This window comes from Bacteroidales bacterium (assembly GCA_023228145.1).
Taxonomy (GTDB): Bacteria; Bacteroidota; Bacteroidia; order Bacteroidales; family CAIWKO01; genus CAIWKO01.
In genome coordinates this window covers 64,435-77,937 of record JALOBU010000006.1, presented here as the reverse complement: position 1 = coordinate 77,937, position 13,503 = coordinate 64,435, and the positions used below count along the sequence as shown (strand labels likewise).

The window sequence follows — 13,503 nt, the reverse complement described above, 5'->3', positions numbered from 1 at the left end:
TTAACCATCCTGTTACACTTTTTTACTACGTTTACGCAGGGTTTCATCAAGAATTATTTTTCGCAAACGTATTGATTTAGGAGTTATTTCCACATACTCATCATCCTTGATATATTCCATGGCTTCTTCAAGAGAAAACTTTTTGGCAGGAATAATAACAGCTTTATCATCAGAGCCCGATGCACGTATGTTGGTCAGTTTTTTTGTTTTCGTCAGGTTCACCACAATATCATCGTAACGGGAATTTTCTCCTATAATCTGGCCTTCATATATTTTATCATTTGGCTCAACAAAAAAACGGCCCCGGTCCTGAAGTTTATCAAGTGCATAGGTAATAGCCGTGCCTGTCTCTCCCGATATCAGAGAACCGTTTCTGCGATTTGCGATTTCTCCTTTCCATGGTTCAAACGCTTTAAAGGTGTGAGCAATCACGGCTTCGCCTTCTGTAGAAGTCAGCAAAGTATTTGTCAATCCGATAAGGCCCCGGGCGGGTATGTCAAATTTCAATTCCATACGGTCATTGCGTGTTTCAAAATTCACAATTTCCCCTCTGCGTTTGGTCACTATTTCAATAACCTTTCCTGAAAATATTTCGGGCACATGAATGGTAAGAGATTCAACAGGTTCATGTTTTAAGCCTTTGATGTCCTTTATAATTACCTGAGGCTGTCCAAGCTGAAATTCATACCCTTCACGCCTCATGGTTTCCACCAGGATAGAAAGATGTAAGATTCCCCTTCCAAATACCAGCAGTTTATCCGGAGAATCTGTTTCTTCCACCCTGAGGGCAAGATTTTTTTCCGTTTCACGAAAAAGCCTTTCGCGAAGGTGCCTGGAGGTAACATAAACACCTTCTTTCCCAAAAAATGGTGAATTATTTACGGTGAACAGCATGCTCATAGTGGGCTCATCAACGCTGATAGGCAAAAGCCCTTCGGGGTTTTCGAGGTCGGCAATGGTATCACCTATTTCAAAATTTTCGGGGCCAAGCACAGCGCAAATCTCACCAGCCCCAACTTCATATTTAACCTTTTCTTTACCAAGACCTTCAAAAAGATATAACTCTTTGATAACTGTTTTTGCAATAGAACCATCGTTTTTCACAATAGAAAGTTGCATTCCTGCTTTGATGCTGCCACGAGAGATCCGCCCTACTGCAATACGCCCAACATATGATGAATAATCGAGTGAGCTGATTTGAAGCTGTAATGTTCCCAAGGCTTTTTCGGGTGGTGGAATGTGTTTTATAATCATATCAAGTAAATAGCTGACATCGCTTGTTGTATTTCGCCAGTCAGCAGACATCCACCCCTGCTTGGATGAACCAAAAACCGTAGGAAAATTAAGTTGATTTTCGCTTGCATCGAGGTTAAACATCAGGTCAAAAACTTTCTCTTGTACCTCATCGGGAGAGCAATTTGGCTTATCAACCTTATTAATTACAACTATCGGTTTTAAACCCAATTCAAGAGCTTTCTGCAACACAAAACGTGTCTGGGGCATGGGGCCTTCAAAAGCATCTACAAGCAACAGCACGCCATCAGCCATATTCAGTACACGCTCTACTTCTCCTCCGAAATCAGAGTGCCCGGGAGTATCGATAATGTTTATCTTCACACCTTTGTACCTGACAGAAACATTTTTTGATAATATAGTAATTCCTCTTTCCCGTTCAAGGTCATTAGAATCAAGTATCAGCTCTTTCTTTTCCTGGTTGTCCCGAAACAATTTTACCTGGTAAAGAATACGGTCAACAAGAGTGGTTTTTCCGTGGTCAACATGCGCAATGATTGCAACGTTTCTGATTTGAGTCATTTATAGTGATTATTAGCAGTTCAAAAAAAAAGAATTTGCAAAAGTAGGCTTTATATTTGACATTTAGCATCAGGTAACTTTAATGTTATTGCAATATTCATTTTTAAAAAAAAGTTAATAGGAAAAAACTTATTTTTGATTTTGTTTCAGCATTAGGCAAATTGTTTTCTTTTATTTGTAAATTGCAAATAGATTGAAGATAAAATGGTATAAACAAGAAGTACAAAACTCAAGCTAATGATAACGTATCTTCAGCATCGAGAAATAGATAAAACCAAGTGGAACAGATGCATTGAAAGCTCTTTGATTTCAAACCTCTATGCCTGTTCATGGTATTTGGACTGCGTGTGCGGGAGATGGGATGCTTTGGTGGAAGATGATTATGATTATGTGATGCCTCTGCCCTTACGTAGAAAATTCAACATGCAATATTTGTTTCTCCCCTCCATGATTCAACAATTAGGAATTTTTTCATCCGAAGAAATTACATCCAAAAAAGTTCAGGAATTTGTAAACAACATACCAAAAAAAATCCTGTACGGCCAGATAAACCTTAATCACAACAACCCCGTAGATAAATTAATAATCCCCTCACAAACACAAATAAATCTTGAGCTAAACCTGAATAAATCATACGATACCCTGAGAGAATCTTATTCAGAGAACCTTAAACGCAACTTAAAAAAATTTTCTGAAGAAAAAATTAAGGTTATAATAAACCATAATGTGGAAAACATTATCCAGCTTTTTATTGATAATAAAGGAAGTGAATTAAAAAGCCTTCCGAAAGATTTTTACCATTCGCTGCGCAATATTGTTTATCAACTCCAACTCCGGGGGCACTGCGAAACATGGGAAGCTTATGTCGGTCAAGATTTACATGCAGGGATAATATTTGCCAAAGGTTTTAAGAAATTTATATTCCTGTTTTCAGCAACCAGTTTAAAAGCAAAAGAGCTCTCGGTAATGCATTATCTGATTGATACTTTTATAAAAGCGAATGCTGAAAAAGATATCGTTCTCGATTTTGAAGGCAGTAATTATCCTTCTCTTTATCGTTTTTACAAAAATTTTGGCGCTGAAGAAGTGAATTACCATCAAATCAAAATCAACAGATTGCCTTGGCCATTAAATTTATTTGCATAACATCAAATCCAATATAAAAAAAAACTATTTTAGCACCTGCATAACATTAAAACATATGGTAAAAATTTTAGGAAAAAGTAATTCCATACTCAATCAATTCATTGCTGAGATTCGCGATAAAAATATTCAGAAAGACAGCATGCGCTTCCGCAGGAATTTTGAACGCATCGGTGAAATTTTTGCTTATGAAATCAGCAAACAACTTGCTTATGAGACCAGGGAAGTTACCACCCCTCTTGGCGTGGCTGAAGTCCCCGTCTTAATTTCATTTCCGGTGCTGGCCACTATACTTCGTGCCGGATTACCCCTGCATCAAGGCTTACTAAATTTTTTTGACCATTCCGAAAATGCATTTATTTCTGCCTACCGATATCATTATAAAGACGGGCAGTTTGATATACGGGTGGAATATACTTCCAGTCCGGAACTCACTGACAAAGTATTAATTCTTTCGGACCCCATGCTTGCCACCGGAGCATCTTTGGTGCTGACTCATAAATCCCTGCTTGAAAATGGCAAGCCTAGCCATACGCATATTGTAACTATTGTTGCAAGTACACAAGGTGTAGAATACATCAAAAAGAATTTCTCCTCCAAAAATACGACCTTATGGATTGGCGCACTTGATGATGAACTCACCGCTCAAGCATATATTGTTCCCGGACTCGGCGATGCCGGAGACCTGGCTTATGGCATTAAAATATAAAACTTATTAACAATATTCATTTTTATCTGACTTTTTTATAATTTTGTCATTGAATTTTGTCTTATTTATAACAAATGACACCTTTGCTCATCCTCCTTCAGGTAAAAACATTCTTTAAAATTATACAGATAATTGTTCTCAGCAGCATCAGGCTCATAGTAGGGCCTCCTGTATCCATCGAAATAGGCCTGAACTACCTTGAAACTTTTGCTGCCACTGCAGCCGGTGGCATAGTGGGAGTTTTTATTTTTTATCACCTTAGTGGTTGGATGATACGCGCTTTCAGAAAAAACATAAAACCTTTTTTCATCAGGTTATTTCAAAACCTGAAACAGAAAAGGAAGCCTCAAGGTGTTCCTGTTCAAAACAAATCAAAGACAAAACGGCTATCTTCGTTAAACAAAAAGATGTTTATGGCTATCCGAAAAAAATGGGGCTTGCTTGGAATATGCATTCTAACACCGACAATTTTCTCCATCCCTCTGGGCTCATTTCTTGCAAACAAATACTATTCCGGCAACAAAAACACCATAGTTTACCTTGCAATATCTGTAATAGCGTGGTCTTTTATTGTTTCTACGGTGTATTTCTTTTCAACCAGTGAGGGAGGCGAGTTCCTGGCAAAATTATACTTTAAGCATTTCCAGTTCTTTGTGTAAAGTTTCCCAGGTATCCATTTTGTTTTTCAGTTCGGTTTTTATTTTCTGGTATTTAGTATAGATTTCCAAATCGTTTAATGCATCTTTATATTTTTCGGGGTCTGTCAAAATGCTATCTATTTGTGCTAATTCCTGCTCCAGAACAGTGATATCCTGCTCACAGGAATTAATTTTATTCATCAGCCGTCTCTGTTCTCTCTCAAATGTTTTCTTCTTCTCCCTAAGGATTTTATTATCGGGATCAGAAACAGTTTTTTGTATCACTGAGCCATCCACCTTTTTCATTTCCAGTTCTTTGAGGGAATTTATTTTTCTGGTATCCAAAAAATAATAAATGTCCCCGAGATACTCTTTTATTTTTTTGTTTCTGAACTCATAAACTTTCTGAGTAAGCCCCTGTAAAAAGTCCCTGTCGTGTGATACAATTATCAATGTACCGTCAAACCGTATAAGTGCATTTTTTAAAATATCCTTAGATATCATGTCCAAATGGTTTGTTGGCTCATCCATAACCAGAAGATTCACCGGTGTGAGAAGCATTTTGGCAAGTGCCAGTCTTGACTTTTCACCCCCGGATAATACTTTTACCTTTTTATCAATAGTGTCTCCGCCGAAAAGAAAACTGCCAAGCAAGGCACGGACTTTGGGCCTCATGTCTCCCGTGGCAACATCATCAATAGTTTGAAATACGGTTTTCTCCATATCCAGCAAATCGGTCTGGTTTTGAGCATAATACGCAGGTATCACATTATGACCGAGTTGAAACTTACCATCAAAATCCACCTGATGAAGCAACATTTTTACCAGAGTAGTTTTCCCTTCCCCATTACGTCCGACAAAAGCAATTTTCTCCCCGCGACTAACTGTCAGGTCAATTTTTTCCAAAACCGATTTCGCATTGTAACTTTTACTAGCATTACTCAGTTCAATTACTACCTTTCCTGATGGTGGAGCTTTAGGGAATACCAAGCGGATAGCCGAAGCATCTGTTTCGTCAATTTCCACCACAATAATTTTTTTCAGCATTTTCACTCTTGATTGAACCTGACGAGCCTTGGTTGCTTTATAGCGGAAGCGTTCTATGAACCGTTCTATCTGTTCAATCTGCCGCTGCTGATTGTTATAGGTGGCTAATTGGTTATCCAACCGTTCAGCTCTCATGTCAATGTATGCCGAATAGGATGCGTTATAATCAAAAATATTCCCAAGTGAAATCTCAATGGTTCTTTTCGTAACATTGTCGAGAAAGGCCCTGTCGTGCGATACTAGCATAACAGCGCCTTTATAATTAATAAGAAATTCCTCCATCCATTGCAAAGATTCGATATCTAAGTGGTTGGTGGGCTCATCAAGAAGAAGTAAATCCGGCTGCTGCAGAAGCAACTTGGCAATTTCAACCCTCATCTGCCAGCCGCCGCTAAATTCGCTCATTTTCTTTTGAAAATCGATTGTTTCAAATCCCAGACCTAGCAAAACTTTCTCGGTATCCACCTGAAATGTATCGCCTCCGAGTATTTTTAATTTTTCAACACTATCATTCAAGGTGTTAATTAAACCTATATACTCCTGAGAATGAACATCCGTGGCAATGGTTATGTTATGGGTAAGTTTATTTATTTTCGCCTGAAGTTCGAGAATATAAGAAAAAGCTTTCAGGGCTTCTCCGAATACTGTCTCAGTGCTTCCCGTCTGCAATTCCTGAGGCAGGTATCCTATTTTTGTCCCCGTAGGATAAGCAACAGAACCTTTTTCAGGCTCTATAAGGCCGGCCAGAATACGTAACAAAGTCGTTTTACCTGCACCGTTTTTCCCCACAAGCCCAATCCTGTCACGCGGATTGATAAGAAAAGAAATATTATCGAAAATATATTCCCCGCTGAAGTGGATTGAAAGTTGGTTGACAGATATCATAAGTTAAAACAAATCATTTAGTACCCTGTAAAGCCTTTGTGTGGGCAAGCCCATCACATTGTAAAACGAACCTTCAATATACTCAATACCGACAAACCCTATCCATTCCTGTATTCCGTAGGCTCCGGCTTTATCATAAGGCTTGAAGTGTTTAACATACCATATTATTTCCTCGGCATTAAGGCTCCGGAATTTAACTTTTGATGCAGCAAAAAAACTGTACTGCAGTGTATTTGTCTTAATACATACTCCTGTAAAAACTTCATGTGTTTTCCCCGATATCCTTTTGAGCATTTCGATGGCAAGCTGGTAATTATCTGGTTTGCCAAGCAATGTATCTTCTAACCATACGATAGTATCCGCAGTGACGATTAATACTTTATCACCAAATTCTGCAGGAACAAATGCCGAAGCTTTTTGCTCCGCAAGATGAAGTGGAATTTGTTCCCGAACCAGCCCACCGGGGAAATCTTCATGAACTTCCCGAACAATTACTTCAAAATTTAAACCCAGACCTTCTAATAATTCTCTTCTTCTTGGTGAAGATGATCCGAGGATGATTCTGTAATTTTTTAATTTTTCGTTTAATATCATTACTGGCTTATGTATAATACTTGTGTGGCTAACAAACCTGCGATAATTATCAGTTTGGCTAAAACACTTAAAAAATGAAAATGATTTTTATCATTGGCCTTTACCAGCTTTATCAAAAAATATACAAACAATATTTGCACTACAAATAAATACAGAGAAACAATAGAAAATGTTTCGAATAACAAGTATTGGGTACATAAAAGCAATATCATTGTAAAAATAGTCAGCCACAAGATGATTTTTTTGGAAATTCCAATTCCGAGTTTTATCACAATAGTTTGGTACCCAGCTGAACTATCTCCTTCATAATCTTCAGCATCTTTAACAAGTTCGCGGATAAAGGTTGTTAAAAAAGCGAATAGTGCCAGGCCCCCAACCCATATAGTGATTGTTCCTAAGCTTCCTATCAATGAGGCGAAAACATCCGGATGCATTTTTATGATAAAAAACTGAAAAAGCCAAACCACAAGTATCATATATGCTCCAAGCAGCGCAACTACCAGATTCCCGGTAATAAACTGCCTTTTATATTTAAGTGAGTAATAAAATAACAATAAAGCAATTATTACAAACAAAAAACCAAGTTTGACAGACCCCGCTTTATATGCACAGTAAAAACCAATAGCTCCTGCGATGATATTCAATACCAGGTTCATGTTATAAGCGCGCCTCTTATGAATACGTGCAATTAAAACATTTTTCCCGGGTTTATTCACGGCATCAACATCTGTATCATAATAATCGTTTATGGCATAACCGGCAGCCGCAAGAAGGACATGGGCAAAAACAAACAGTGCAAAATCTAAATGGTTCACAGACATAACTGCTCCGCTCATCTTTATCCAAGGTAGTATTACGCAAAATAATGTCAGGTATTGTGCTGCGGCAATAATGAGCAGGTTTAAAGGACGTATCAGTTTCAGATAGTTCAACATGGAATTTATTTGCAAAAATACTCCATTTTTATTTTTAAACCTGCATATAATACAATTGATGAAGAAAACGTGCGGAAGCTAATTATAAGGAGGTTCTGAAAGAATTACAAATTATTGTTTTTTATTAAAAATTTGTTCAGATTTCATTTTATACTCAGTGTATGACTTCATATCTCCCATAAGGCGGTATGTTTCGGCAATATTCATATAAAGCTGATGTTTGTCGGGTTCTAATTCCAGTGCTTTACGAAAATAAAATAATGATTTTTCGTAGTTACGCCGTATGCCAAAAACAATTCCAAGGTTTTCAAGTGATGATTCATCATCGGGTTTGATTGTTAAAGCCTTCTGAAAAAAAGCTTCGGAACTATCAAGATTGTGTAGGTCCTGCCCATAAATCTCGCCCATTTTGCTTATAGCTTCCACATAATCAGGTTTTAATTTCTGTGCATGATTCAGAAAAGATAAGGCGGAATCATATTTCTGCATGCCCCTGTATGCAAGGCCTAAGCCGAAATAGTTCTCAGGTATATCGGGTTGGTATTTCAACAAAAGGGTATATGTTTTCGCTGACTCATCATAGACGTCTTTATCATAAGTATATTGTGCGAGGTGCAGTAAGTTGTTAAGGGCATGGTTATGTTTCGGGTTATATGCAAGGCAAGCCGCATAGCAATTTCGACTAGCCGCATATTCTTTTTGTTTGATTTTTGCATTGCCGAGCAATATCAATGCATTAAGATTTTTGGGATAAATTTCCAGAGCTTTGGTAAGATATTTTACCGATTGTGTTATATATTTATTTTTTTGAATCTCGTTGTCATTGGAGTCGGCTTTTTCGAGCAACTTGCCTCCTGCAGAGGTGTTACATTTTGTGCTGTTTGCCGAGACCTTAACATCCGTGGTAAAAAGCGTGAAATCGTCCATCCATACTCTGTTGCGGCTAACAGTTTTTATTGAATAAGCCGATAAAACCAAAACCAAAACTACGATAACCCATGTTCTGTATGTACTAGTGTTTTTAATTTTTTTTCTCAAAGTAACAGCAAGAAAATATGCAACAATTATTGTGAATCCTGTCAAAGAAGTAAACAAGAAACGCTCGTTCATAAAAGTCCCGACATTAATCACAAAATTTGATACGGTAGAAAAAGTTATAAAAAAGAACAATATTCCGAAAGCATACATGTTTTTGTTTTTTATCTTCCAGAGGGCAAACACAAGTAAAGTGGTATATATTAAAAAAGACAGCAAAGCCCTGACATCCGAAAAATTAATTATTGGAATTTGTTTTGGGTAATAATCATGAGTCAGCGGGTGTGGAAAAATCATCAGTCCAAGGTATTTTAACCAGGTATAAAAAACAGTTGCATATTTTTCAATAAATGTTGCGTCTGTGAACGGGTCATTGAGTAATTCCACTACTTTAATATCACCTAACCTCAACCCTATCATGCTTATCCTGAAGACAAAATATATAAGGGCAGCAGCTATGAGCGAAGACAGGCAAAGTATATGGTCTCTTTTTTTTGACTTTGTAAAAACAAAAAGTATCAGGGGAACAATTAATATAAATGTAACAGCATTTTCTTTGGACAAAATAGCCATAATAAATGTGACTGCACTTAAAATAATCATCCACAGTTTTTGTTTTTCGAGGTACACCAGAACAAGCCACACCGTGAGCAGTGAAAAAAACAAACTCATAATTTCATCACGCCCTTTGATATTTGCAACAGCTTCGGTATGCAGGGGATGTGCCGTAAACAAAATCGCAGCAATAAATGCAATGCTCAGATACCAGTAATTTGCTGTATAATTTCGAAAAAGTCTTTGCAGAATTACAAAAAGAAGCATGCAGGTGATGGCGTAAAAAATTATGTTAAGCAAATGACCTACAAATGGGTTAAAGCCAAACAATTCTTTTTCAACAGCAAACATAACTTGAGTCAGGGGGCGGTAACGACCTCCGGGCAAGAGGTTGTTTTTACCAAGAAAACCTACAAACGCATCATTGGTAAGTATATCTTTTATACCGGATATTCCTTTTTTTGTAAACTCATTTCCGGTAATCATCAATGAATCATCGGAAGCATATTTCAGGTCAAGCGTATTTGCATATAACGCTAATGCAAAAGCAAAAACAAGCCATTTTATATATTTAGCCGGCAGTCCTCTTTTTTGTTTATTTTCTATGGTAATAGGAGGCCTGTGCTGTGATGCTTTTTGCTTTAAAGACGCTTTCTTTCCGCCTTTAGATGTTTCCCCTGCCATAGAAAGCTCATTTAAATGGGATGATAATATTCCTGCCTTCCCTGATATTTTTCTCATCAGAGATATCATTAGCTTTCATGATTCTTTTTTTATCCACCTGAAATCTTTTTCCTATCATATCAAAAGTTTCTCCGGCTTTTACCTGGTAGTTTGCTTTAGTTGGGATATCCAGTTTTTGTTTTTCACGGATATTGTCGTTAGTTAGCTTGTTTTTCTTTTTTATATAGTCAACTGTAAGCCCGAATTTGGCAGCAATAGTCCCCAGAAAATCTCCTTTTTTTACGGAATAACTTATCCAGATTGTATCCGGGGCCGTGCTTTTTTCTTCGGCTATTTTATCATTTTCTGGACTCTTCCTGCTAGGTTCAGAAGTGTCGTTTAGCATCGTGTCTGGTTTATTACTGATTTTTGATGTCGCTCCCTGCTTTATGAACAGGTCCCAAACAATATATGCAAGCAAAACGGCTCCCAAAACAATCAATACAACTTTTAACCTGGGTCTGTTCTTACCAATAACATTCAGCCGGTTAAACAAGCGCGAAAAAAAACTACCGGCATTACTTTCCGAATCATCAGGTATTTTATTATTTTCCTGAGGCTCCGGACTTTCTTCAAATAATGGTTCCGCTTTAATTTCTTGAAATACTTTTGTTTCCTGATATGTCTGAGGCTCAGGTTCAGTATTTATATCTTTAACACTTACAGACGTTTCTTCATCTGGTGTAAGCGGTTCTGCTTCTTTCGCTGAGATTTCGTTTGATACTATTTTCTGTGGCGAAATTTCCTCAACTTCATTTTGTTCTCCGTTATCCACAATGATTTCCTGTTCGAATAAGTCAGGAGTTTTTAGAATAGGGCTTTTAACCAAAGGAATTTCTGCCGTTGTTTGCTGAGTAGCTTTAACAAACCTGGACTTTCGGTTAGAAACATTATAAAAATCCACAAGCATTACCGTCATGTTATCCGTTCCACCTTTAGAATTAGCAAGCTGTATCAGGCGTTTTGCTTTTTCTTCAGGCACAGCACTGTCAGCCAACACTGAAACTATTTCATTGTCTTCAAGTTTTGATGTAATTCCATCGGTACACATTAATATAAAATCGCCCCTGGCGGGAAAAGCGGGAGAACTGCAAATGGTAATATCAATATTTGGCCCGCTCCCAAGGGTTCTGGGGAAATAAGCTGGTTTTCGTTCATTTCTGCTATCAGAAGATTCTTTGTCAGTTTGTTCCGAAGGAAAAACCACCAGATAATGGTCTTGTGTCAAACATGATAATTCTCCATTAGAAAAGATATAAATCCTGCTATTACCGACATGAGCATAATATACTTTTTCATAACGGACTATCATCATTACAATAGTAGTGCTCATTCCTCCAAAGGCAGAAATTTCCTTTGAATTTTTAAATACGATGGCGTTGGCATATTCAATGGCTGCTTTCAAAGCATCTTCAGGCATATCAAAATAATGATTTTCAAGGTATGCACGTATGCAATCCACCGCACGTTTTGATGCTGCAGGCTTATCGTTACAACCACCCTGTCCGTCACATACGATAAAAACATGACCGTTGATACTTTCAAAATATGCGAACTCATCTTTATTTTGAGAACATAAAAGCCCTGTATCGCTTAGGGCAGTATAATTAAAATATCCGCTGTCTTTTAAAGATGCCATGTGATTTTTTTTGTTACGGACAAATATACAAAAGAATATTTGTTCAAAATTTATTGCCGGTTTTATTGTTTTAACAAGTTCATTGTTAGCAAACGAGGTTAAATTTTCAAAATTACAGTGCTTTCAATGGAAATTCTATTTGGTTTAATGATGATTAAATAAAAAAATGTTTTGCACTTAAATCATAAACACAGCAATAGCACATCAGCTTAAAAAATAAGTTGTCAGAAACTATACCTAAGCTTTAGGTAAATATCATCGTTTTTAGTTACTTTACCAAAACTGGTGGTGGGGCTACCATCAAGCAAATGAGCTCCGAGTATCAGCTCTGCATTATCCATGGGTTTGTATGAAATTTCCGGCATATAAATCCATGCAAAATTACTATTGATTTTTTTATAATTGTTAACCTGTATTCCACCGTTAAGTATTCCGATTTTAAGTTTTCCGTTATCGGACGTCCATTCAAAGGCAAGGATATAATAATCATTAAGTTCCTTTGGTCCACGTTCATTTACAAAGCCGTGAAGGTATTGAAAATTAAGGTAAAATCCATGTCTGAAGGTATAATCCAGCCCCACAACAAATTTCACATAAGGTTTGTTATCCAACACCAGCGAATCCGAAAGCACAGAATCAATAGTTACTCCATATAGGGTATAATGCAGGTAGCGTTTCATATAATTTTTCTGAGGAAGAAAACAGGCTGCTTCGCCCCAGATACCTATACCTTTCACCGAGCCGGCAAAATCCAGCCCTATCACTTTCATAACGGGAAACTCCACTTTCGTTCTAATATCAATGGTAGCATCGGCACGCAATTCAGGCGCCAGCATAAAAGTATCAATTGTGAGGGTAGTGCTCATTTCCGTTGGAAGAGGAAGCGCATCGCGGCCATAAGAGTAGCTAAGCGAAATATTAAAATTCCCTATGCTTTTTTGTGCTTTTAAGCCGAATGAAGGATAATGTTTGATGGTTCGCTGAGGCAGTACGAGTGTGTCGGAGATATTTCCCGGGGTGAGATATATTGGTAAAGCCACACCGGAAATAAAACTTGTATCCACTAACTTTTCAGGGATTTCAAAAGAGGGCATGTAAGCAGCCGTCCACTCGGAATTAGGTAACACCGCCGGTGTAAACCAGGGTATCGCTACTCCTGTAAAAGTAAAAGACCCGGCATAATATGTCAGTTTTATTGCATTAGAACCCAAGTGCCTGCCAAAATCCCAGATATCTTCCATGTCATAAGGGTTTAGATTATCTGTAGGATTTAGCTTGTCAGCTGTTCCCCATGCAATTCTCTGGCGTCCAATCCTGATATCAAGGTTTTTTGTAAACAATCCGTAAATATCAAAATAGGCTTCCCGGATATCTGCATCAAAATTGAGCACCTTTTTCTTTTCTGACAAATCGCTAATATTGTATATTTCGGGGAACTTATATGACCTCAGCCAAACCTCTGCAAATAATTTTCCTCTTTCAAAAGGTTTATACTCCAGTTTAACATCCAATCGATATTCCTGATGATTTAATTTCCCACCGTAAAATTTTAATCTGTCATCAGTTTGAATGTAACCGAAAACAGATAATTTGGGCTCTTCGGGCAGCACTGTTACAGGTTCTTCCACCACAGGAAATTCTTCAGCAGAAAATAAAAATGAAGTATCGGGTAATGAAATCAATGATGTATCCTGCTGTGCATAAATCTTTTCAAATGATATAAATATCAGAAAAGTGATTGCAAAAACTCTCAGTTTCATATCCGAATTAAAATTGAACAAGAAA

The 13,503-nt window shown here is 37.4% G+C and carries 10 protein-coding genes; 3 read left to right on the top strand and 7 right to left on the bottom strand.

Annotated features, from left to right (window positions below):
- Positions 1–12: 12 nt before the first annotated feature.
- Positions 13–1,815 carry a translational GTPase TypA gene (gene typA / locus M0R16_04565; protein MCK9612156.1) on the bottom strand — a complete coding sequence of 601 codons (1,803 nt, stop codon included), beginning with the start codon at positions 1,813–1,815 and terminating at the stop codon, positions 13–15.
- A gap of 237 nt (positions 1,816–2,052) precedes the next feature.
- On the opposite strand from typA, the gene M0R16_04560 reads away from it, so the two are divergent.
- The 3 genes from M0R16_04560 to M0R16_04550 all read left to right on the top strand — a co-directional run bounded on the left by M0R16_04560 (position 2,053) and on the right by M0R16_04550 (position 4,326).
- A complete protein-coding gene (locus M0R16_04560) occupies positions 2,053–2,961 on the top strand; it encodes a hypothetical protein (GenBank protein MCK9612155.1) in 909 nt (302 codons plus the stop codon).
- 55 nt (positions 2,962–3,016) lie between these two features.
- Positions 3,017–3,667, top strand: coding sequence for a uracil phosphoribosyltransferase (gene upp, locus M0R16_04555; protein MCK9612154.1), 651 nt, complete (start codon positions 3,017–3,019; stop codon positions 3,665–3,667).
- Positions 3,668–3,750: 83 nt separating this feature from the next.
- Positions 3,751–4,326 carry a hypothetical protein gene (locus tag M0R16_04550; protein ID MCK9612153.1) on the top strand — a complete coding sequence of 192 codons (576 nt, stop codon included), beginning with the start codon at positions 3,751–3,753 and terminating at the stop codon, positions 4,324–4,326.
- Here the strand turns inward: M0R16_04550 and M0R16_04545 are convergent.
- From M0R16_04545 to M0R16_04520, 6 genes are all read right to left on the bottom strand, one after another.
- Positions 4,294–6,237, bottom strand: a complete 1,944-nt coding sequence (locus M0R16_04545) for an ABC-F family ATP-binding cassette domain-containing protein (GenBank protein ID MCK9612152.1) — start codon at positions 6,235–6,237, stop codon at positions 4,294–4,296. The two genes, M0R16_04550 and M0R16_04545, sit on opposite strands and share 33 nt — an antisense overlap.
- Before the next feature lie 3 nt (positions 6,238–6,240).
- A complete protein-coding gene (locus tag M0R16_04540; protein MCK9612151.1) occupies positions 6,241–6,831 on the bottom strand; it encodes a Maf family nucleotide pyrophosphatase in 591 nt (196 codons plus the stop codon).
- On the bottom strand, positions 6,831–7,766 hold the full coding sequence (locus M0R16_04535) for a geranylgeranylglycerol-phosphate geranylgeranyltransferase (GenBank protein ID MCK9612150.1): 936 nt from the start codon (positions 7,764–7,766) through the stop codon (positions 6,831–6,833). The genes M0R16_04540 and M0R16_04535 overlap by 1 nt, the downstream gene beginning before the upstream one ends.
- 111 nt (positions 7,767–7,877) lie before the next feature.
- A complete protein-coding gene (locus M0R16_04530; protein MCK9612149.1) occupies positions 7,878–10,097 on the bottom strand; it encodes a glycosyltransferase family 39 protein in 2,220 nt (739 codons plus the stop codon).
- Positions 10,048–11,718 (bottom strand): LysM peptidoglycan-binding domain-containing protein, encoded by a 1,671-nt coding sequence (locus tag M0R16_04525; protein ID MCK9612148.1) that lies wholly within the window; start codon positions 11,716–11,718, stop codon positions 10,048–10,050. Before M0R16_04525 ends, M0R16_04530 begins: the two co-directional genes overlap by 50 nt.
- 224 nt (positions 11,719–11,942) lie before the next feature.
- Complete coding sequence (locus tag M0R16_04520; GenBank protein MCK9612147.1) at positions 11,943–13,499, bottom strand: hypothetical protein; 1,557 nt, start codon at positions 13,497–13,499, stop codon at positions 11,943–11,945.
- Positions 13,500–13,503: the final 4 nt, after the last annotated feature.

Excerpts from the sequence above, each read along its gene's own strand:
- M0R16_04560 (MCK9612155.1), top strand. The coding sequence starts at position 2,053 with ATGATAACGTATCTTCAGCATCGAGAAATAGATAAAACCAAGTGGAAC.
- M0R16_04540 (MCK9612151.1), bottom strand. The coding sequence starts at position 6,831 with ATGATATTAAACGAAAAATTAAAAAATTACAGAATCATCCTCGGATCA.
- upp (MCK9612154.1), top strand. The coding sequence starts at position 3,017 with ATGGTAAAAATTTTAGGAAAAAGTAATTCCATACTCAATCAATTCATT.
- M0R16_04525 (MCK9612148.1), bottom strand. The coding sequence starts at position 11,718 with ATGGCATCTTTAAAAGACAGCGGATATTTTAATTATACTGCCCTAAGC.
- M0R16_04535 (MCK9612150.1), bottom strand. The coding sequence starts at position 7,766 with ATGTTGAACTATCTGAAACTGATACGTCCTTTAAACCTGCTCATTATT.
- M0R16_04530 (MCK9612149.1), bottom strand. The coding sequence starts at position 10,097 with ATGAGAAAAATATCAGGGAAGGCAGGAATATTATCATCCCATTTAAAT.
- typA (MCK9612156.1), bottom strand. The coding sequence starts at position 1,815 with ATGACTCAAATCAGAAACGTTGCAATCATTGCGCATGTTGACCACGGA.
- M0R16_04545 (MCK9612152.1), bottom strand. The coding sequence starts at position 6,237 with ATGATATCTGTCAACCAACTTTCAATCCACTTCAGCGGGGAATATATT.